The 21345-nt window shown below is 70.8% G+C and carries 20 protein-coding genes; 16 read left to right on the top strand and 4 right to left on the bottom strand.

All coding sequences use genetic code 11. The annotated features are described in order from the left end of the window. Positions 1-35 precede the first annotated feature (35 nt). A complete protein-coding gene (locus AC37TH_RS18085; protein ID WP_490765730.1) occupies positions 36-2429 on the top strand; it encodes an MMPL family transporter in 2394 nt (797 codons plus the stop codon). A gap of 6 nt (positions 2430-2435) precedes the next feature. Here the strand turns inward: AC37TH_RS18085 and AC37TH_RS18080 are convergent, their stop codons facing one another. After that, a complete protein-coding gene (locus AC37TH_RS18080; RefSeq protein WP_490765729.1) occupies positions 2436-5000 on the bottom strand; it encodes a DEAD/DEAH box helicase in 2565 nt (854 codons plus the stop codon). Positions 5001-5069: 69 nt separating this feature from the next. On the opposite strand from AC37TH_RS18080, the gene AC37TH_RS18075 reads away from it, so the two are divergent. From AC37TH_RS18075 to AC37TH_RS18035, 9 genes are all read left to right on the top strand, one after another. Continuing rightward, positions 5070-6596 (top strand): molybdopterin-dependent oxidoreductase, encoded by a 1527-nt coding sequence (locus AC37TH_RS18075; protein WP_490765728.1) that lies wholly within the window; start codon positions 5070-5072, stop codon positions 6594-6596. Positions 6597-6684: 88 nt separating this feature from the next. Then, positions 6685-7815, top strand: coding sequence for a ThiF family adenylyltransferase (locus AC37TH_RS18070; RefSeq protein WP_490765727.1), 1131 nt, complete (start codon positions 6685-6687; stop codon positions 7813-7815). 4 nt (positions 7816-7819) lie between these two features. Then, positions 7820-9037, top strand: coding sequence for a molybdopterin molybdotransferase MoeA (locus AC37TH_RS18065; RefSeq protein ID WP_490765726.1), 1218 nt, complete (start codon positions 7820-7822; stop codon positions 9035-9037). Then, complete coding sequence (moaCB, locus tag AC37TH_RS18060; RefSeq protein ID WP_490765725.1) at positions 9034-10044, top strand: bifunctional molybdenum cofactor biosynthesis protein MoaC/MoaB; 1011 nt, start codon at positions 9034-9036, stop codon at positions 10042-10044. Before AC37TH_RS18065 ends, moaCB begins: the two co-directional genes overlap by 4 nt. Next, positions 10041-10454 carry a molybdenum cofactor biosynthesis protein MoaE gene (locus tag AC37TH_RS18055; RefSeq protein WP_490765724.1) on the top strand — a complete coding sequence of 138 codons (414 nt, stop codon included), beginning with the start codon at positions 10041-10043 and terminating at the stop codon, positions 10452-10454. The genes moaCB and AC37TH_RS18055 overlap by 4 nt, the downstream gene beginning before the upstream one ends. Before the next feature lie 138 nt (positions 10455-10592). Continuing rightward, positions 10593-10997, top strand: a complete 405-nt coding sequence (locus AC37TH_RS18050) for a TOBE domain-containing protein (protein WP_490765723.1) — start codon at positions 10593-10595, stop codon at positions 10995-10997. Between the two features lie 4 nt (positions 10998-11001). Beyond that, a complete protein-coding gene (modA, locus tag AC37TH_RS18045) occupies positions 11002-11799 on the top strand; it encodes a molybdate ABC transporter substrate-binding protein (protein WP_490765722.1) in 798 nt (265 codons plus the stop codon). A gap of 86 nt (positions 11800-11885) precedes the next feature. Then, a complete protein-coding gene (locus tag AC37TH_RS18040) occupies positions 11886-12647 on the top strand; it encodes an ABC transporter permease (RefSeq protein WP_490766089.1) in 762 nt (253 codons plus the stop codon). Beyond that, the gene (locus AC37TH_RS18035; RefSeq protein ID WP_490765721.1) at positions 12644-13693 is read left to right on the top strand and encodes a sulfate/molybdate ABC transporter ATP-binding protein; all 1050 of its coding nucleotides are present in this window, start codon (positions 12644-12646) and stop codon (positions 13691-13693) included. The genes AC37TH_RS18040 and AC37TH_RS18035 overlap by 4 nt, the downstream gene beginning before the upstream one ends. 15 nt (positions 13694-13708) lie before the next feature. Here the strand turns inward: AC37TH_RS18035 and AC37TH_RS18030 are convergent, their stop codons facing one another. Genes AC37TH_RS18030 through moaA form a run of 3 tightly spaced genes read right to left on the bottom strand, consistent with a single transcriptional unit; the run spans position 13709 to position 15463 of the window. Further along, entirely contained in the window at positions 13709-14047 is a 339-nt protein-coding gene (locus AC37TH_RS18030) for a hypothetical protein (protein WP_490765720.1), read from the bottom strand. Between the two features lie 59 nt (positions 14048-14106). Further along, positions 14107-14397 carry a MoaD/ThiS family protein gene (locus tag AC37TH_RS18025; protein WP_490766088.1) on the bottom strand — a complete coding sequence of 97 codons (291 nt, stop codon included), beginning with the start codon at positions 14395-14397 and terminating at the stop codon, positions 14107-14109. Position 14398: 1 nt separating this feature from the next. Continuing rightward, entirely contained in the window at positions 14399-15463 is a 1065-nt protein-coding gene (moaA, locus tag AC37TH_RS18020) for a GTP 3',8-cyclase MoaA (protein WP_490765719.1), read from the bottom strand. 66 nt (positions 15464-15529) lie between these two features. Between moaA and AC37TH_RS18015 the strand changes: the two genes are divergently transcribed. The 6 genes from AC37TH_RS18015 (at position 15530) to AC37TH_RS17990 (ending at position 21335) form a co-directional block, all read left to right on the top strand. Further along, positions 15530-16123 carry a sulfite oxidase-like oxidoreductase gene (locus AC37TH_RS18015; RefSeq protein ID WP_490765718.1) on the top strand — a complete coding sequence of 198 codons (594 nt, stop codon included), beginning with the start codon at positions 15530-15532 and terminating at the stop codon, positions 16121-16123. Then, on the top strand, positions 16120-16860 hold the full coding sequence (locus AC37TH_RS18010; protein WP_490765717.1) for a ferredoxin reductase: 741 nt from the start codon (positions 16120-16122) through the stop codon (positions 16858-16860). Before AC37TH_RS18015 ends, AC37TH_RS18010 begins: the two co-directional genes overlap by 4 nt. Further along, positions 16857-17150: a DUF6510 family protein gene (locus AC37TH_RS18005; RefSeq protein ID WP_490765716.1), complete on the top strand. Its 294-nt coding sequence runs from the start codon at positions 16857-16859 to the stop codon at positions 17148-17150. Before AC37TH_RS18010 ends, AC37TH_RS18005 begins: the two co-directional genes overlap by 4 nt. Before the next feature lie 9 nt (positions 17151-17159). Then, positions 17160-18692, top strand: coding sequence for an SDR family NAD(P)-dependent oxidoreductase (locus tag AC37TH_RS18000; RefSeq protein WP_490765715.1), 1533 nt, complete (start codon positions 17160-17162; stop codon positions 18690-18692). 109 nt (positions 18693-18801) lie between these two features. Next, complete coding sequence (locus AC37TH_RS17995; protein WP_490765714.1) at positions 18802-20820, top strand: APC family permease; 2019 nt, start codon at positions 18802-18804, stop codon at positions 20818-20820. Positions 20821-20867: 47 nt separating this feature from the next. Then, positions 20868-21335, top strand: coding sequence for a DUF1622 domain-containing protein (locus AC37TH_RS17990; protein ID WP_490765713.1), 468 nt, complete (start codon positions 20868-20870; stop codon positions 21333-21335). Positions 21336-21345: the final 10 nt, after the last annotated feature.

The raw sequence follows: 21345 nt of genomic DNA, 5'->3' as shown, positions 1-21345 counted from the left end.
TTATCGACGCGGACGCCACGAAAGGGACAGACACCATGGCCGAACTGCTGTACAGACTCGGGAAGTTCTCCGCGCGCCGCGCCTGGCGGGTGGTCATCGCCTGGCTCGTCATCCTCGGTATCGCTGTCGGCGGCTTCCTGATCGGGTTCAAGGGCCTGACGACCAGCTTCGACGTGCCTGGGACCGCATCCGGAGCCGTTGTCGACGAGCTGACGAAGAAGCTCCCCGACTACGCAGGCGCGTCCGGCACCGTGGTGTTCCACACGAACGACGGCTCGGAGTTCTCGGCCGGGCAGCGCAAGCAGATCAGCGCACTCGCCGCCGGCGCGGATGGCCTCCCCGACGTCTCCAACGTCATCGACCCGTTCAGCACCGAAGCGGATCGCGCGGACAAGCAGGCCCAGGTGGATGCGGGCACGGCCCAGCTGAAGCAGGCGACGGCGCAGCTCGACGCCGGTCAGCAGCATCTGGATGCGGCGAAGCAGCAACTCCAGGCGGCCGGGATGCCGACAACGCAGCTCGATGCGCAGCAGCAGACCATCGACGCCAATCGCGCCACCATCACGGCGAAGCAGACCGAACTCGCGCAGGGCGCGGAGCTCCTGAAGCTGTCCGACGGCATCCGGGTGGTGTCGAAGGACGGAGCGACGGCTCTCGTGAACGTGGCGTTCACCAAGCCCCGGCTGGAACTGTCCGAGGACTCCAAGCAGGCGGTCATCACACACTTCGAGTCGAAGCCGGTCGACGGCGTGACCGTGTCGTTCTCCACGGACATCGCCCAGGGCGTTCCGCAGATCGTCGGCATCGGCGAACTGGTCGGCGTGGTGTTCGCTGCGATCGTCCTCGTGGTGGTGCTGGGCTCGCTGATCGCGGCCGCCCTCCCTCTCGTGACGGCGCTGTTCGGCGTGGCGGTCGCCGCCCTCGGCTCTCTCGCGTTCTCCGGCGTCGTCGATATGGCGTCCGTCACTCCCGTGCTCGCCATCATGCTCGGCCTCGCGGTCGGCATCGACTACTCGCTGTTCATCGTCAAACGGCACAGACGCCAGCTGCTGGAAGGGGCTGAGGCGCACGAGTCCGTCGGCCTCGCGAACGGCACGTCCGGCAACGCCGTCGTCTTCGCCGGCACCACGGTCGTCGTCGCGCTGCTCGCCCTGAACGTCACCGGCGTGCCGTTCCTCGGCCTGATGGGCACGGTCGGCGCTGTCGCCGTCGTCCTGGCCGTCCTCATCGCGATCACGCTGACCCCGGCCATCCTTGGCCTGCTCGGAACCCGGCTGCTCTCCAAGCGCGCCCGCACGAAGATCGGGCAGGTGCACCACGACGACACCGCCGCCAAGCCGATGTCGACCTGGCGCGCGGTCATCACGGTGATCGCGACCGCCGCCGCCTTGCTGGTGATCGCCATCCCGGCCCTGTCGATGCGCGTCGGCCTGCCGGACGGCTCCTCCGAGCCCGTCGCCTCCACCACGTACAACGCGTTCGAGCAGACCGCTGCGGCGTTCGGGGACGGCGCGACCGGCCCGCTGCTGGTCACCGCGAACATCCCGGCCGGGCTGCCGGACGACAAGGTCACCTCCACCCAGCTCGACATCGCCCGCACGCTGGCCGACCAGAAGGACGTGGTCGCCGTCGCGCCGATCGCCGTGTCCGACGACCACCGGCTGATGGCCTTCCAGGTCGTCCCGGCCGAAGGCCCGAACAGCGTCTCGACGGAGAAGCTCGTCGGCTCCCTCCGCGATCTCGGAACGGTGAACGGCGACATCCACCTGGGCGTCTCGGGCCAGACGGCGATCAACCTCGACATCTCGCAGAACCTCGCCGACGTCCTCCCGCTCTACCTGCTGGTGGTGGTCGGGCTGTCACTACTGATCATGATCCTGGTGTTCCGGTCGCTGCTGGTGCCGCTGATCGCCACGGGTGGCTTCATCCTGTCGCTGTTCGCGACCTACGGCGCCATCACCGCCCTGTTCCAGTGGGGCTGGGGCGCGGACGCGCTCGGCATTCACACCGGCCCCATCCTGAGCTTCCTGCCGGTGATCCTGGTCGGCATCCTGTTCGGCCTCGCGATGGACTATCAGCTGTTCCTGGCGTCCGGGATGCGCGAAGCGTACGTGCACGGGGCTTCGGCACGGCTGGCGGTGGCGAAGGGCTTGCGGGCCGGTCGCACCGTGGTGATCGCGGCGGCCCTGATCATGATCTCGGTCTTCGGCGGCTTCGTGTTCAGCGACTCGACGATGATCCGGTCGATCGGGTTCGGCCTGGCGTTCGGCGTGCTGGTCGACGCGTTCGTCGTGCGGATGCTGCTGATGCCGGCGTTGATGCACCTGCTCGGGCGCTCGGCCTGGTGGCTGCCGAAGTGGCTCGACCGGATGATGCCGAACGTCGACGTGGAGGGCGCTGCGCTGGAGCGACGGCACCACGTGGAGTGACGAAAGTCACAACCGCCCGACGCCGGTCACCGACACCACCGCGACCCCGGCCTCCGCGGAGGCCGGGAGCAGCACCTCGGCGCTGATCCCCCAGTCGTGGTCCCCGGCCGGGTCGGCGAAGATCTGCCGCACCTTCCAGACGCCGTCGGTCGCCGCCGCCGTCTCGTCGACGATGATCATCGCCGCCGACCTGGCTGCCGCGTCGGTGCCGATCTCGTCGTGCTCGGCGTAGTACGCCTCCAGCGCCGCATCCCAGTCCACCTCGGTGAACGCCGGAGTCGCGAGACCCGCCAGCCCGGCCGCCTCGACCTCCACCGCGCCGAGCTCCTGCACCTTGTCGAGCGCCGCCAGCTGCACCCGGCGGAAAAGCTCGTTGCGCACCAGGACGAAGAACGCGCGGCGGTTGGTGGTGACGTTCCGCGGTGCGGGCGGCGCGATCGCCCCCGCCGACGCCGCGTGTGCGTCCGCATCCGGGTGGATGAGCTCCTCCCACTCGTCGAGGAGGCTGGAGTCGACCTGCCTGACCAGTTCGCCGAGCCACTCGATCAGATCGCGGAGGTCGTCGGTGCGGAGGTCGGCGGGGACCGTCTGGCCGAGCGCCCGGTATGCGTCGGAGAGGTAGCGGAGCACGACGCCCTCTGAACGGGCGAGCTTGTAGAGCGCGATGTACTCGCCGAACGTCATCGCCCGCTCGTACAGGTCGCGCACCACCGATTTGGGGCTGAGCTCGAAGTCGGCCACCCACGGCTGGCTGGCCGCGTAGGTGGAGAAGGCGGCTGCCAGCAGCTCGGCGTGGGGCTGCGGATGCGTGACCTGCTCCAGCGCCTCCATCCGGTCGTCGTATTCCACGCCGTCCGCCTTCATGGCCGCGACCGCCTCGCCGCGCGCCTGGAACTGCTGCGCCGACAGCACGGGACGCGGGTCGTCGAGGGTCGCCTCGACCACCGAGACGATGTCGAGGGCGTACTCGGGCGACTCGGGGTCGAACAGTTCGAACGCGGCGAGCGCGAACGGGGACAGCGGCTGGTTGAGGGCGAAGTTCGGCTGCAGGTCGACGGTCAGCTGGATGCGGCCGTCCACGTTCTCGACGACCCCGGCGGTGAGCAGGGAGCGGTAGAGGCCGAGCGCGCGGCGGGCGAGCGCGAGCTGGCGTTTCCACGGCTCGTGGTTGTCGAACACGAGGGCGCGGACGTGCGAGAACACGTCTCCGCCGCGGGCGATGACGTTGATGAGCATCGCGCTGGTGATCTGCATCGACGAGGTCAGCGTCTCCGGCTCCGCCTCGATCAGCTTCCTGAACGACGGCTCACCCCAGGAGACGAAGCCGTCCGGCGCCTTCTTGCGAACGATCTTGCGGCGCTTCTTGGGGTCGTCTCCGGCCTTCTCGATGGCTTTGAGGTTCTCCGACTCGTGCTCCGGCGCCTGGGCGACGACCGTACCGGCGGTGTCGTAGCCCGCCCTCCCAGCGCGTCCGGCGATCTGGTGGAACTCCCGGGCGTTGAGCTGGCGCATCCTGGTGCCGTCGAACTTGGTGAGCGCGGTCAGCAGCACGGTCCGGATGGGGACGTTGATGCCGACGCCGAGGGTGTCCGTGCCACAGATCACCCGGAGCATCCCGCGCTGCGCCAGCTGCTCGACGAGCCTGCGGTATTTGGGGAGCATCCCGGCGTGGTGCACGCCGATGCCCTGGCGCAGCAGCCGGGAGAGGGTCTTGCCGAACGATGTCGTGAACCGGAACTCGCCGATCAGCTCGGCGATCGCATCCCGTTGCTCCCTGCTCGCGATCTTCGCGCTCGACAGGGCTTGCGCGCGCTCGAGGGCGGCGAGCTGGGAGAAGTGGACGATGTAGATGGGCGCCTGGCCGGTGCTGAGCAGGTCTTCGACGGTCTCGTGCGCCGGGGTGACCTCGTAGTAGTAGTGCAGCGGCACCGGGCGTTCGACACCGGTGACGGTCGCCGTCTCGCGGCCGGTGCGCTTGGTGAGGTCGTCGGCGAGCGCCGTGACGTCGCCGAGGGTGGCCGACATGAGCACGAACTGGGTGCGCGGCAGGGTGAGCAGCGGCACCTGCCAGGCCCAGCCGCGGTCGGGGTCGGCGTAGAAGTGGAACTCGTCCATGACCACCTGGCCGACGGGGGTGTCCTCCCCGTGGCGCAGGGCGAGGTTCGCCAGGATCTCCGCGGTACAGCAGATGATGGGCGCATCGGCGTTGACGGCGGAGTCGCCTGTCATCATGCCGACGTTCTCCGCGCCGAAGATCTCGACCAGGGAGAAGAACTTCTCGGAAACCAGCGCCTTGATCGGCGCGGTGTAGAAGCTGCGCTCCCCGCGGGCGAGCGCGGTGAAGTGGGCGCCGACGGCGACGAGTGACTTGCCCGTGCCTGTCGGTGTGCTCAGGATGAGATTCGCCCCGGCGATCACCTCGATCGCCGACTCGTCCTGAGCCGGGTACAGCGTGATGCCACCCGCCTCCACCCACGACACGAAGGTGTCGTAGACGGCGTCGTCGTCCACGCTGTGTGGACCGGTGTAGCCGGGGATCGTCCCGACGCGGAGCTGACTGCGTTCTGACATCGTTCCCCAAGCCTCCCACGTTCACCGCACACTCGACATCGTCACAGCTTCCGCGCCTAGCCTCACGCCATGGTGTCGTTCTGGCGCTCGGCTGCTGCCGGGGTGGCGAGCGTGCTCGCCGGTGTCGGCGCGGGGGAACTCGTCAGCGCGTTCCTCGTGCAGAACGGCAGCCCCGTGCTCGTGGTCGGCGCGCTCGTGATCGACCTGGTGCCCGCCTGGCTGAAAGAGGCGGTCATCTCGGTGTTCGGCACGGGCGACAAGGCCGTGCTGATCGTGTCGCTGGCGATCGTGGTGCTCCTCGCGGGCGCCCTGGCCGGCTGGCTGGAGCTGCGCAGGCCACCGCTCGGGCGCATCCTGATCGGCGTCGGCGGGGCGGTCGGCGTGTTCGCAGCCCTCACGCGTTCCGGTGCGGGGCTGCTGGATGCGGCCCCCTCCCTGGTCACGGCTGTCGTCGGGATTCTCGTGCTCGGCGCCCTGGCGAACCTGCTGCGGGGCACGACGCCCACCAGGATCGCGCCGGACGGCGCAGTGACGCGGCGCCGCTTCCTCACTGCGACCGGGCTCACCGCGGCGGGCGGCGCGGTCGCCGTGATCGTCGGGCAGGTCGTCGCGACCGGATACCGCACCGCCGCCGCAGCCCGCGCGGCCTTCCACCTGCCGAAACCGGCCGTCGTCGCCCCGCCCGTTCCGGCGGCCGCATCGTTCGACATCGCCGGGCTCTCGCCGGTCGTCACCCCGAACGCCGACTTCTACCGCATCGACACCGCCCTGCAGATCCCGGGCATCGACCCTTCCACCTGGAAGCTGCGCATCACCGGACTCGTCGAGAACGAGGTCGAGCTGAGCTTCGCCGAACTGCTGAAGCTGCCGCTGGAGGAGTCCACCACCACGCTCACCTGCGTCTCCAACGAGGTCGGCGGCAACCTGATCAGCAACGCCACCTGGCTCGGCTACCCCATCCGGCACCTGCTGGCCCGCGCGAAGCCGAAGCCCGAAGCCGACATGGTGCTGTCGAAGAGCCAGGACGGCTGGACCGCCAGCACCCCGATCGAGGCGCTCACCGACGAGCGGAACGCGATCCTCGCCGTCGGGATGAACGGGCAGCCGCTCCCTCTGGAGCACGGCTACCCCGTCCGGATGGTCGTGCCCGGCCTCTACGGCTACGTGTCGGCCACCAAGTGGGTCGTCGAGCTGAACGTGACGAGGTTCGACAAGGCCACCTCGTACTGGACCGACCGCGGCTGGTCGCAGCTGGGCCCGGTGAAGCTGTCGTCGCGCATCGACGTCCCCTCCTCCGGACGTCAGGTCCCGGCGGGCACCGTCGCGGTCGCGGGCGTCGCCTGGTCGCAGCACGTCGGCGTGAGTGCCGTGCACGTGCAGATCGACGGCGGAGAGTGGCACGAGGCGACGCTCGCCGACGCCATCTCGATCGACACCTGGCGGCAGTGGAAGTACGCGTGGCCCGCCACGAAGGGCTCCCACACCATCCGGGTGCGGGCGACGGACGCGAAAGGCACGGTGCAGACTTCCAAGGTCGCCGACGTCGTTCCCAACGGCGCCACCGGCCTGCACTCCATCTCCGTCACCGTCGCCTGACGACTCGGGCGACACTGACCTGGCCGGCGACACTGACCTGCCCGCCGACACTGACGCGGCCTGCCGACACTGACGTAGCCTTAGCGGCATGGGGACACCTCCGCTCGTCGAACCGGGTCCAGAGCTCACGCCGGAGCGCGAGGCCCGCTACGCCCGCACCGCACAACTGCCCGGCTTCGGGATGCTCGCCCAGCGCCGCCTCCGCAACTCCCGGGTGCTCGTGGTCGGGGCGGGCGGGCTCGGTAGCGCTGTGCTCCCTGTGCTGGCCGCGTCAGGATTCGGAACCATCGGCATCGTGGACGACGACAGGGTAGAGCAGAGCAACCTGCCCAGGCAGACCGTGCACACCCCGGCCGACGTCGGCAGGAGCAAGGTCGACTCCGCCGCCGACGCGGTGCGCGCGCTCGACGCGGAGACCGAGCTGGTGCTGTTCCGCGAGCGGCTGACCGCGCAGAACGCCGAGCGCATCCTGGACGGGTTCGACCTGGTGCTCGACGGCAGCGACAACTTCCCCACCCGCTACCTGGTGAACGACGCCGCCGTGCTGGCCGGGCTCCCCGTGGTCTGGGGCGCCGTGCACCAGTTCGGCGGCCAGGTCGGGGTGAGCTGGGCGGCGTACGGGCCGCAGTATCGCGACCTATTCCCGGTGCCGCCGGAGGCGGGGAGCGTGGAGAGCTGCGCGGAGGCGGGGGCTCTCCCCTCGGTCTGCGCGGTGATCGGCGGCCTGATGGCGGGCGAGGCGATCAAGCTCGTCACCGGGACGGGCACGCCGCTGCTCGGCCGGGTGCTGGTGCACGACGCACTGCGCGGCGACCTGCGCGAACTGGCCTACGAACGCGACCCGGCCGCCGAACCGGTGACCGGCTTGATCGACTATGAGGAGTTCTGCGGAGTGACCGACACCATCTCCCCCACCGAACTGCACGCCAGGCTGCTCGCCGGTGAGCCGCACACGCTGCTCGACGTGCGCGAGCCCTGGGAGGCGGACATCGCCGAGATCCCGGGCTCGCTGCTCGTCCCGCTTGGGGTCGTGGTCGACGATCCGGCTGGGGTCGCAGCGCGGCTCGGCGGCGACCCGCTCGTGATCGTCTGCCACCACGGCATCCGGGCGGAGACCGCGCGGGCGCGTCTGGCGGAGGCCGGGGCATCCGGGGTCGTGCTCGCAGGGGGCATCGACGCCTGGGCCAGAGACATCGACGCCGGCCTGGCGCGATACTGAGACCATGACGCCACCGCGCACCGTCGAGGAGCACGCCGAGATCATCGCCAGGCTGGTCGAGCCGCTCGTGTCGGGCGGCGCGAGCGAGTCGGTTCCGCTGGCCGCCGCCTCCGGCCGGGTCACGGCCGCGGAGGTGCGCTCCGACGTCGACCTGCCGTTGTTCCGCAACTCGCAGATGGACGGCTACGCGGTGCGCGCCGCCGACATCGAGCGCGCACCGGTCGCCCTGGAGGTGAGCGGCGACATCCCCGCGGGCCACACCGTCCCGGTGATCCTCACGCCGGGGACCGCCGTGCGCATTATGACCGGAGCACCCGTGCCGAGCGGCGCGGACACCGTCGTGCCCGTCGAGGACACCGAACTGGTGCTCGGCCGCGACGACGACCTGTCCGGCGCCGTCGTCGAGATCGCTCGCTCGCGCCGCCCTGGCGAGTATGTGCGCGACCGCGGCAGCGATCTGCGCCGCGGCGACACCCTGGTGGATGCCGGCACCCGGCTGGCCGCGCGCCACCTGGCCGCCCTCGCAGCGGCCGGGGTGGAGACGGTGGAGGTGCGCGCCCTGCTGAGGGTCGGCATCCTGACCACCGGCGCCGAACTCGTCTCCGGCGGGGCGACGGCCGCGTTCGGGCAGGTGTTCGACGCGAACGGCGTCGCGCTCGCCGCACTGGTCGAGGAGTCCGGAGCCGTCGTCTCCGTGCGCACGGCGACGACCGACGACAGGGACGAGTTCGAGCACGCGCTGCTGGCCGCCGTCGCGGTGAGCGACCTCGTCGTCACCTCCGGCGGCATCTCGAAGGGCGCGTTCGAGGTGGTGCGAGAGGTGCTGGAGCCGCGCGGAGCGGAGGTGGTGACCGTCGCGATGCAGCCGGGAGGGCCGCAGGCGACCACCGTCGTCGACGGCGTGCCGGTGCTCTCCTTCCCCGGCAACCCGGTGAGCACGCAGGTGTCTTTCACGGTGTTCCTGCGCGACCTGCTGCGCGCGTCGGCCGGGCTGCCAGGCTCCGGGTCGGAACACGCCCCGCTCGCGTCTGCCGTGCGGTCGGTGCCCGGCAAACGGCAGTTCCTGCGCGGCAGACGGTTGCCGGACGGCACGGTCGAGCAGGTCGCAGGACCCAGCTCGCACCTCGTCGCAGCCATGGCCAGGGCCGACGTGCTGATCGACGTGCCGACAGCGACAGAAAGCCTCCCTGCAGGAGCGGACGTGACAGTGTGGAGACTATGAGCAACGCGGACGACCGGGGCGGACTGAGCCATATCGACGGCGACGGACGGGCCAGGATGGTCGACGTAGGCGGCAAGCCGGAGACCGACAGGGAGGCGGTGGCGCGCGGACGCGTGGTCACCCGCTCGGACGTGGTGCGGCTGGTCCGTGCGGACGACCTGCCGAAGGCGGATGTGCTCGCCACGGCACGGCTGGCCGGGATCGGCGGCGCCAAGCGCACCTCCGAACTGATCCCGCTCTGCCACCCGCTGCCGCTCTCGGCGGTCGACATCGAGTTCTCGCTGGACGCTGAGGCCGGGGTCATCGACATCCAGGCCACCACCCGCACCCACGGACGCACCGGTGTCGAGATGGAGGCGCTGACGGCGGTCGCGGTGGCCGGTCTCACGCTGCACGACATGATCAAGGCGGTCGACCCCGCCGCCACGCTCACCGACGTGCAGCTGCTGTCGAAGTCGGGTGGCAAGCGCGGCGAGTGGCGGAGGACGGACGCGTCGGCGAGTGCCGCTGGCGCCGCATCCGGTGCTGCCGCATCCGGTGCTGCCGGCATCGTCATCGTCTCCTCCACCCGCGCCGCCGCCGGTGAGGCGGAGGACACCACCGGCCCCGTCATCGCCGCCTGGCTCGCCGAGCGCCGCCTGCCCGCCGAGGTGCGGGTGGTCGCCGACGCCGACATCGGCGCGGCCATCCGGGAGGCGGTGCGCGCCCGCCCCGCGGTCCTCCTCACCACCGGCGGCACGGGCGTCTCCCCCACCGACCGCACGCCGGAGGCGACGACAGCCGTGCTCGACCGGGCGCTCCCCGGCGTCGCGGAAGCCCTCCGGGCGCGCGGAGCGGAGAGCACGCCGCTCGCCGCCATCAGCCGGGGCGTCGCCGGGATCGCCGGAGCGACCGTCGTGGTCAACCTGCCCGGCTCGCGCGGCGGGGTCGCGGACGGGCTCGCCGTGCTCGACGGGCTGCTCCCGCACCTGCTCGACCAGTTGCGCGGAGGCGATCACACCCGATGAGCGACGTGTATGCGGTCATCAGCGCCGATCCGCTCGACGGTGCGGCGGTGGAGGAGTTCGTCTGGCGGTCCGAATCCGGCGCCGTCGTGTCGTTCCAGGGCATCGTGCGCGACCACGACGGAGGCCGCGGCGTCGTCTCGCTCGACTACCGTGCGCATCCGGAGGCCGAGCGGTTCCTCCGCGAGTGCTGCGAGGAGATCGCGGGCCGCACCGGTCTGCGGGTCGCCGCCGAGCACCGGGTCGGCTCGCTGACCATCGGCGATCCAGCGCTCATCGCCGCGGTCGCCGCCCCGCACCGCGCTGAGGCGTTCGGCGCCTGCGCCGCCCTCGTCGACCTCATCAAGACCCGCGTCCCCATCTGGAAGCGCCAGCACTTCGCCGACGGCGTCTCCGAGTGGGTCGGCCTCTAACTCTTCCGCCGCCTTACCTCCCCCTCCGACCGAAGCCATCGAGTCGGGACTTATGCACGCCCCAGACCGGCGTGTCGCGTGCATAAGTCCCGGCTCGATGGCTGCGGGAGCCGCAGGTGCGGGGATAGGGTGTGGAATGTGCCGCAGATTCGGGTTAAGGACGCATCGCTCTATCTGGGCGTGAGCGACGACACTGTGCGCCGGTGGATCGACGCCGGGGTGCTCAGCAGCGCGAAGGACGACGCGGGTCGGGCGGTGGTCGACGGCTTCGAGCTGGCGCAGCTCGCCAAGCAGAACGCGGTGCTACCCACCGACCCGTCCGGGGTCGCCCGCTCCGCCCGCAACCGCTTCGTCGGCATCGTGACCGACATCGTCGTGGATACCGTGATGGCGCAGGTGGAGTTGCAGTGCGGCCCGCACCGCGTCGTCTCGCTGATGAGCAGCGAGGCCGTGCGTGAACTCGGCCTGGAGCTCGGCTCCGTGGCCGTCGCCGTCGTGAAAGCCACCACCGTGATCGTCGAGACCCCTCTCGGAAAGGACTGACCCCGTGCGCCTCCGGTTCACCGCGGCAGCAGCCGTCGTCGTCGCAGCAGCCATCGCCCTGACCGGATGCTCGTCCTCCGGGTCGCAACCCACCGCCTCCACCGGCTCACCGACGGCTGACCCCGTCACCGGCACGGTCACCGTGTTCGCCGCCGCGTCGCTCACCGCGACCTTCACGAAGCTCGGGCAGGCGTTCGAGGCCGAGCACCCGGGCGCGAAGGTCACCTTCAGCTTCGCCGGGTCGTCCGACCTGGTGTCGCAGATCACCGAGGGGGCGCCCGCCGACGTCTTCGCCTCCGCCGACGAGGCCAACATGGCGAAGGTCACCACCGCGAAGCTGGCGAACGGCCAGCCGATCGACTTCGCCACCAACGTGCTCGCCATCGCCGTGCCGCCGGGCAACCCGGCGAAGATCACCGCGTTCGCCGACCTGGCGAAGCCGGGCGTCAAGACCGTCGTCTGCGCTCCGCAGGTGCCGTGCGGGACGGCGACGGCCAAGGTGGAGGCGTCCAGCGGGGTGACGCTCACCCCGGTCAGCCAGGAGTCGTCGGTCACCGATGTGCTCGGCAAGGTCGAGTCCGGCGAGGCCGACGCCGGCATCGTCTACGTCACCGATGTGAAGGGCGCGGGCAGCAAGGTCGACTCCGTCCCGTTCCCCGAGGCCGCGAAGACGGTCAACACCTACCCGATCGTCGCGCTCACCGCGGCCGCGAACCCCGTGGGCGCGACGGCGTTCGTCGACTTCGTCACCGGCACGAAGGGCCGCGCCGTTCTCGCCGCCGCCGGTTTCGGGGCGCCGTAGGCGTGGCAGCTTCGGCTGCACCGGGTGCGCCGCGGGCATCGGCGGCATCGGCGGCACCGCCACGCCGCCTCGACGTTCCCGCCTGGATCGTCGCGGTGGCCGTCATCGGCGTCCTGTTCGTGCTGCTGCCGCTCGTGGCGATGCTGGTCAGGGTCGACTGGGGGCAGTTCATCCCGCTGATCACCTCGCAATCGTCACAGGATGCGCTCTGGCTGAGCCTCCGCACCTCCGTCGCGGCCACCGCCCTCTGCGTGGTGCTCGGCGTGCCGATGGCGACCGTGCTGGCCCGCGTCCCGTTCCCCGGGCAGCGGGTGGTGCGCGCCGTCGTGCTGCTCCCCCTCGTGCTGCCTCCCGTGGTCGGCGGTCTCGCCCTGCTCTACCTGTTCGGTCGCCGCGGCCTGCTCGGCGGGGTGCTCGACGTCGCGTTCTCGACGACTGCCGTCGTGCTCGCGCAGACGTTCGTCGCGCTGCCGTTCCTGGTGCTGAGCCTGGAGGGAGCGCTGCGCACGGCCGGAACACGCTACGAGGCGGTCGCAGCGACCCTCGGCGCGCGGCCTGCGACCGTGCTGTTCCGGGTGACGCTCCCGCTCGTGCTGCCCGCCCTGGTGTCCGGCGCGATCCTGTCGTTCGCCCGCGCCCTCGGCGAGTTCGGTGCGACGCTGACCTTCGCGGGCAGTCTGCAGGGCGTCACGCGCACCCTGCCGCTGGAGATCTATCTGCAACGCGAGACCGATCCGGATGCGGCCGTCGCCCTCTCGCTCGTGCTCATCGTGGTGGCCGTGCTGGTGGTCGCCGTCGCGCACGGCGCCGGCGAGCCTGCCCAGCGGCGCAGGAGGGCGGCATCGTGAGCGACGGCGCCCTCCGGATGCGCGCGACGCTCGCCGAGCGCGGCGTCGACCTCGACGTGACCATCGCCGATGGCGAGACCGTCGCCGTCCTCGGGCCGAACGGCGCCGGCAAGTCCACCCTGCTCGGGATGCTCGCGGGCCTCGTCCGCCCCGACTCCGGCCGGGCGACGCTCGGCGACGACGTGCTGTTCGATCTGCCAGGCGCCTGGACCCCGCCGCATCGGCGCGGGGTCGCCCTGCTCGCGCAGGAAGCGCTGCTCTTCCCGCACCTGACCGTGCGGCAGAACGTGGAGTTCGGTCCCCGCGCGGGTCGCGCATCCCGGACTGCTGCGCGCACGGCCGCGGACGGCTGGCTGAGGACGGTCGGCGTGGAGGATTTCGCAGACCGCCGTCCGGACGAACTCTCCGGCGGGCAGGCGCAGCGCGTCGCCGTCGCCCGCGCGCTCGCGGCCGAGCCCCGGCTGCTGCTGCTCGACGAGCCGCTCTCCGCGCTGGATGTCTCCGTCACCGGCGAGGTGCGGCAGACGCTCGCCAGGGCACTGGCCGGGCGCACCGCGGTGATCGTCAGCCACGACGCGCTCGACGCGTACCTGCTCGCCGACCGCGTGATCGTGCTGCATGACGGCCGGATCGTCGACGACGGTCCTGCGCGTGACGTGCTCGACCGGCCGCGGCGGGCGTTCACCGCCGAACTGACCGGGGTGACGCTGCTGAGCGGGCGGCGCACCGCCTTCGGGATCGTCACCGACGACGGGCTCGCGCTCGACGGGACGGCCACCGGGCATCCGGCCGACGGCGACCGCGTGGCCGCGGCCATCCGCCCCTCCACCGTGCGCGTGCTCGCGTCGGAGCAAGCGGTGACTTCCGCGAACACCCTTCCCGCCGTTGTCGCCGACCTCGAACCGCGCGGCGGTCTCGTCCTCGTGCGCACGGACCGGTTCCCTGCGCTCGTCCCCGCGTCGCAGGTCGCGGACCTCCGGCTCGCGCCGGGCACTCCAGTCACGCTGATGGTCGCGCCGGACGACGTGAGCGTCTATCCGGCCTGACGAGAACGCGCGGACTCAGTGCCCGCCGATTCCCGAACCGATCATGGCGTTGCCGCCGTTCGGGTTGCGCGACGGCTCAGGCTCGTCGAACCGCGGGTTCGCCTTGCCGGGCTGACTCGTCCTGACCACCCGGATGCGCACAGCGAACACGATCGCGACGATCATCGCGGCGAGCAGCACGGCGGCGGCAACGACGACCGCCCAGCCCGCAGCGTTGCCCATCCCGATCATCACCACGCCGAGCGGGCCGAGCAGCCACGTCCCGACCCCGGCGACGCACACGCCGACCACGAGCAGCGCGAACCTCGTGCGCCGCCTCTGCTCGATCGCGAACTCGTTCATCAGATCACTCATGATGGACACCCCCTCGTTCTCAGCCCCACCTGTCCCACCAACCTAGTGGATGGGATGCCTCAGCCGCCCGCGAACGGCGGGAGGACATCCACCGTCCCGGCGATGGCGCGCGCCGGGTCTCTGGAAACGACCGCGTCCACCAGGAACGACCCCGACCGCAGCACCTTCTCCATCGGCTCCCCGTACCGGTCGAGCAGGTCGGCCCGCAACGCCCCGAGCGTCGGCTCCGGCAGGTGGATGCGCTCCTCGCGCCGCCCCGCCGCCTCCTCGGCCGCGGCGAAGTACCGCACGAGCACCGTGGCGCCGTCAGCCGGGTCCGTTTGCTTTGCCAGCTCAGCCCGCTCGGCCAGCTCAGCCACCGATCGCCCCCATGCTCCGCACGGGCGGCACGAACCCCGCCGCATTGATCCCGTGCCCGGCCTGCTTGCCCCACATCGCGCCGCGCCACCAGCGGGCGATCTCGGCGTCGTCCGCCCCTCCGCGGAGCAGCGCGCGCAGGTCGGTCTCGTCGTCGCCGAACAGACAGGAGCGCACCGTGCCCTCCGCCGTGATCCTGGTGCGGTCGCAGGCGGCGCAGAACGTGCGCGTCACCGACGCGATGATGCCGACCGTCGCCGGCCCCCTGTCCACCAGCCACTCCTCGGCCGGGGAGGACGGGTCGGTTCGTCCGGCCTCGGTGAGCGTGAAGCGGGCGCCGAGCACGTCGAGGAGGTCGGCGGCCTGCACCATGTTGTCGCGCATCCAGGTGTGGTCGGCGTCGAGCGGCATCTGCTCGATGAAGCGCAGCCGGCAGTCGTTGTCGATCGCCCAGGCCAGCAGGTCGGCAGCGCCGTCGAGCGTGTCGCGCATCAGCACGGCGTTGAGTTTCAGCGGGGTGAGCCCTGCGGCGTGGGCAGCGTGGATGCCGGCGAGCACGGCGGGAAGCCTGTCGCGCCTGGTCAGCCGGGCGAAATGCTCCCTGTCCACCGTGTCGAGCGACACGTTCACCCTGGTGAGTCCCGCATCCACCAGGCTCCGGATGCGGTGGTCCAGCCCGATCCCGTTGGTCGTGATCGAAAGGTCGACTCCCGGCGCGGCCTGCGCGGACAGTCCGATGATCTCGGCGAGGTCGGCGCGCATCAGCGGCTCCCCACCGGTGAAGCGCACCTCGGTGATGCCGAGGTCGCGCACCCCGATGTGCACGAGCCGCGCGATCTCCGGCGCGGTCAGCAGGTCGTCGCGCGGGATGCTCGGCAGGCCGTCCTCCGGCATGCAGTACGTGCAGCGCAGCGAGCACTTCTCGGTCACCGAGACCCGCAGGTCGCGGGCGACCCTGCCGAAGCGGTCGACGAGCCCCGCGACGTCCGGGCGCCCGGCGAGACTCGGCTCCGCGTGCAGAGCTGCGCTCCGAGGTGTGCCGAGATTCACGACGGTCATTCCAACACCATAGACCGGGAGCGGACACCATAGACCGCGAAGCATGGCGAGGAATAGGCTGCGCGCATGGGAATCATCTCCTCCGGATTCCTCGGCAAGCGCCGCACCGAGGACACCCGGCTTCCACCAGGCCAATACCTGACCGACGGCTTCCCCGTGCTCTCCGCCGGGCCGACGCCGCGCATCGGCCACGACGAGTGGGCGTTCACCATCACCACGGAGAAGGGGGACGTGCACCGCTGGAGCTGGGACGAGTTCCTCGCCCTGCCGCAGGAGGACGTGAGCACCGACATCCACTGCGTCACCAGCTGGTCGAAGCTCGGCACGTCGTGGAGAGGCGTCGCCCTCGACACCCTGTTCGACGGAATCGACACCGAGTTCGAGTACACGATGGCGCACTCCTACGGCGGCTACACCACCAACGTCCCGCTCGCCGACCTGCTCGACGGCAAAGCGTGGATCGCGCACTCGTTCGACGGCGCCGACCTGGCGCCGGAGCACGGCGGCCCTGCGCGGCTGCTGGTGCCGCACCTGTACTTCTGGAAGAGCGCCAAGTGGGTGAACGGCCTGCAGATGCTCCCGCAAGACCAGCCGGGCTTCTGGGAGAGCAACGGCTACAACATGTACGGGGACCCCTGGAAGGAAGAGCGCTACTGGTGAGCACGGCCTGGCGCGTCGCGGACGTGGTCGCCGCCCGCTTCGAGACGCCGACCGCGCGCACGCTGCGGCTGCGCATCCCGGGGCTGCACGGCCACCTGGCCGGCCAGCACGTCGACGTCCGGCTCACCGCGCCGGACGGCTACCAGGCGGTGCGCTCGTATTCGATCGCGTCGGCGCTGCCGGACGACGAACTGGAACTGACCGTCGAGGAGCTCGCAGACGGCGAGGTCTCGCCGTACCTGGTGCGCGGCGTGATGATCGGCGACCAGGTGGAGGTGCGCGGCCCGGTCGGCGGCTGGTTCGTCTGGCGGCCGGGCGAGCTGACGCCCATCCAGCTGATCGCGGGCGGCTCCGGGGTGGTGCCGCTGATGGCGATGGCGCGGGCGCACGCCGCTGCGGCGAGCGCGGCGCCGTTCCGGCTGCTCTACTCCGTTCGCTCCCCCGAGGCCGTGTACTACCGCGACGAGCTCGCGACACTCGCGCAGGATGCTGCGGCCCCGCTGAGCGTCGACTACGTGTACACGCGCAGCACCCCGCCGGGCTGGCCGGTGCCCGCCGGGCGTCTGACGGCCGAGGCGCTGGCGATGGCTGCGCCGGCGGTGGACGCCTCCCCCACCTTCTACCTCTGTGGGGCGACCGCGTTCGTCGAGACGGTCTCCGGCTGGCTGGTCGACGCCGGTCACGACCCTGCGCGGATCAGGACGGAACGCTACGGCGGGATCGGAGGAGCATCATGACGGACGGGTCAGATCGGACCGAGCTGAACTACCTCGACGGGAACGCCGCGGCCGGACTCCTCTCCGAAGTGTTCGCTGGCGACATCACCAGCGCGGTCGGCCGGTGCGCGAGCTGCGGCGACGAGGCCGTCGTCGCCGTCGCCAGGGTCTACCCGAACGACCACGGACTCGTGATCCGCTGCTCGGTCTGCGGCGACGTGCTCCTGGTCGCCGTCGAGGAACGCGAACGGGTGTGCGTCGACCTGCGCGGACTCCGCTGGCTGGAAGTGCGCCCAGCCGCCACCGCGTAGAATTCTCCGGTGCTCCCCGACTCCCCCGACCCTCAGACCGACCCGCCCTCCGCCGACGCGCCCCGCGTCGATCCCGCCGACCTCGCCGCCGCCCTCCGCGTGCTCGAGAACCTGCACGAGCTCGACGAGGAGCACCCCGACTTCATCACCGTGCGCCGTGCGACGGCCCACATGTTCAAGGCGGTCAAGCAGGCCAGGCGCAAAGAGATCCGGCGCGCCGTCGCCGAGGCGGACAAGGCCGTCGTCGCCGCGACCGCGACCGGCGCCCCGGACCGCATCGACGACGAGACCCGCGGACTCGACCTGACCACGGCCTCCGAGGGGGCCAGCGCCGGCACGCTGCTCAAGTCGCGGGCGTGCTACATCTGCAAGCAGCACTACACGCTGGTCGATGCCTTCTACCACCAGCTCTGCCCGGACTGCGCCGCCACCAGCCACGCCAAGCGAAACGCCCGCACCGACCTCACAGGCAAGCGCGCCCTCCTCACCGGCGGCCGCGCCAAGATCGGGATGCACATCGCGCTCCGCCTGCTGCGCGATGGCGCGCACCTCACCATCACCACCCGGTTCCCGAGGGATGCGGTCCGCCGCTTCTCCCAGCTGCCGGACTCCTCCGACTGGCTGCACCGCCTGCGCGTCGTCGGAATCGACCTGCGCGACCCCGCCCAGGTGATCGCGCTCGCCGACTCCGTCGCCGCACACGGCCCGCTCGACATCCTGATCAACAACGCGGCGCAGACCGTCCGCCGCTCCGCGGGCGCGTACTCGCTGCTCGCCGAGGCGGAGACCCAGCCGCTGCCGGACGGCCCGCTGCCCGAGATGGAGACGTTCGGGCACACGGCAGACCCGCACCCGCACGCCCTGGAGGCGTCCGTGGCCGCGCATCCACTGCTGTCGGCGGCGAACGTGTCCGGTACGGTCGCCGAGCTCGCCGGCGCCGGGGCTCTGACCGCTGACGAGCTGGCCGCGCTCGCGATGGCCCCAGGCTCGTCGTCGCTCGCCAAGCACGCGGACGGCACCGCCATCGACGCTGGCGGCCTCGTGCCGGACGTGCACACCGTCAACAGCTGGACGCAGGCCGTTCAGGATGTGGACCCGCTGGAAATGCTGGAGGTGCAGCTCTGCAACACCACAGCCCCGTTCCTCCTGATCAGCCGGCTGCGCGCCTCCATGGCGGCGGCCGAGGCAGGGCGGGCGTACATCGTCAACGTCTCGGCGATGGAGGGCGTGTTCGGCCGCCGCTACAAGGGGCCGGGCCACCCGCACACCAACATGGCCAAGGCGGCGCTGAACATGCTCACCCGCACCAGCGCCGGCGAGATGTTCGAGACGGACGGCATCCTGATGACCGCCGTCGACACCGGCTGGATCACCGACGAGCGCCCGCACTACACCAAGGTGCGCCTGGCGGAAGAGGGCTTCCACGCCCCGCTCGACCTAGTCGACGGCGCAGCGCGGGTGTACGACCCGATCGTGCGCGGCGAGGCGGGAGAAGACCTGTACGGCGTCTTCCTGAAGGACTACCGCAATTCGGCCTGGTAGCGCGGCCGGATAACTCTTCGAGAACAGCGTCATTCCCGTGCCGTTGCGCGCTCTCCCAATGCGTACAATTCATGATGCGCGACGATCTGCGCGAGAACGAAGGAACCCGATGTCCAGCACTCCTGCGGAGCAGGCGCCGATCGGTCGCACTCCGGCAAGCCAGACACCCGTTCCCGGGCAGGCGCACGAAACGGCGTCCCGCGCATCCGGTGGGGCGTTCCGGCACTGGCTGCTCTCCGGCCTGGTCGACGAGCGCGGCACCCACCAGGGACCACACGGCCGCAAGCCGGAACGCCAGCACACGTGGTGGCAGGTCATGTGCCTCACCGGTGTCGACTACTTCTCCACCCTCGGCTACCAGCCGGCCATCGCCGCCCTCGCCGCCGGGCTCGTCTCGCCGTTCGCAACCCTCGTCCTCGTCGCGCTGACGCTGCTCGGCGCGCTCCCGGTGTACCGCAGGGTGGCGAGGGAGAGCTTCAAGGGCTCCGGCTCGATCGCCATGCTGGAACGGCTGCTGCCGTGGTGGGCAGGCAAACTCTTCGTGCTCGTGCTGCTCGGCTTCGCCGCGACCGACTTCATGATCACGATCACACTGTCCGCCGCCGACGCCACGGCCCACGCGATCGAGAACCCGTACACGCCCGCCTGGTTCCACGGCAACCAGGTCGGTATCACGCTCTTCCTGCTCGCGCTGCTTGGCGCCGTGTTCCTCAAGGGGTTCAAAGAGGCCATCGGGATCGCCGTGGTGCTGGTCGCCGTCTATCTGGCCCTGAACGTGGTCGTCGTCGCCACGTCGATCGTCGAGGTCTTCCAGCACGCCACCGCCATCGACGACTGGTGGCAGGCGCTCAACACCCAGCACGGCAATCCGCTGATGGTGGTGGGAATCGCCCTGCTCGTGTTCCCGAAACTCGCCCTCGGCCTGTCCGGGTTCGAGACCGGCGTCGCCGTCATGCCGCAGATCAAGGGCAAGCCGGGAGACGACCCTGAGCACCCGCAGGGCCGCATCCGTGGCGCCCACCGTCTGTTGACCACCGCGGCCATCATCATGAGCTGCTTCCTCATCACATCGAGCTTCACCACCACGCTGCTGATCCCGCAGAAGGAGTTCCAGTCCGGCGGGCAGGCGAACGGCCGTGCGCTCGCCTACCTGGCCCACGAATACCTGGGCAGCGGGTTCGGCACGGTCTACGACATCAGCACCATCCTCATCCTGTGGTTCGCCGGGGCATCGGCGATGGCCGGGCTGCTCAACCTCGTGCCGCGCTATCTGCCGCGCTACGGCATGGCGCCGCAGTGGGCGCGCGCCGTGCGCCCACTGGTGCTGGTGTTCATCCTGATCGCGTTCCTCATCACCATCGTCTTCCAAGCCGACGTGGATGCGCAGGGCGGCGCGTACGCGACCGGCGTCCTGGTGCTGATCACCTCCGCCTCCCTCGCCGTCGCCCTGTCGGCGCGCAGGAAGAAGCAGCGGAAACGCACCATCGCGTTCGGGATCATCACGGTGATCTTCGTGTACACGACCGTCGTCAACATCTTCGAACGCCCGGACGGCCTGCGCATCGCGAGCCTGTTCATCATCGGCATCCTGGTGATCTCAATCGTGTCCCGCATCGGCCGCTCGTTCCAGCTGCGCGCCACCTCCGTCACCCTCGATGTGACGGCGCTCGACTTCGTGCTCGAAGACGCCGAGGAGGGCGAGATCCGCATCATCTCGCACGAACCGGACGTCGACACGAACACGGAGTACGACCAGAAGAACAAAGACGAACGCAAGTACAGCCACATCCCGCAGCGGTCGCGCACCATCTTCCTCGAGGTGTACCGCTCCGACTCGTCCGACTTCGAAGAAGACCTGGTGGTGCAGGGCGTCGTCAAGCACGGCTACCGGGTGCTGCAGGTGAAGGCAGGCAACGTGCCGAACACGATCGCCGCGGTGCTGCTGGAGATCCGCGACGTCACCGGCATCGTGCCGACCATCTACTTCGAGTGGACGGAAGGCAACCCGATCTCGAACATGTTCCGCTTCCTCATCACCGGCGTCGGCGAGGTCGCCCCAGTGACCCGCGAGGTGCTGCGCGAGGCCGAGCGCGACGTGAAGCGGCGGCCGGCGGTGCACGTCTCCTGATCCGGCGGTGACGGGTACGGCTGCGGCGGCGACGGATCCGGCTGCGCGTGCCGCCACCGTCCGTGGGCGCGCTGTGGGAGCATGAGCGCATGTTCGGTCACGCGTTCTTCGAGACGATCGCCATCTCGTTCGAGGTGGTCGGCGTCTCGGCCATGGCCATCGGCTTCCTTGTCGCCGTCGCCATCTCGATCGCCGCCTGGGTGCGGACGCGCAGCGGGGCGACGGCGTTCACGACCCTGCGCCAGAGCTTCGGCGGCGTCATCCTGCTCGGCCTCGAGGTGCTGGTCGCCGCCGACCTCGTCCGCACCGTCACGTCGACCCCGTCGCTCACCGACGCCGTCGTGCTCGCGCTGATCGTCCTCATCCGGACGGTCCTGAGCTTCTCGCTCCAGATCGAGATCGACGGCGTCGCCCCGTGGCGTCGCGCCCTCGTCACCGGCCCCGAACTCATCGCCAGAGCCGCCACGCGCCACTCCGCGTCGCCAACCTCCCCCGACAAGCGAGCCCAGGGTTAGTCGCGCTCTT

Source organism: Leifsonia sp. McL0627, assembly GCF_058244615.1.
This window is presented reverse-complemented; position numbering and strand designations above follow the sequence as displayed.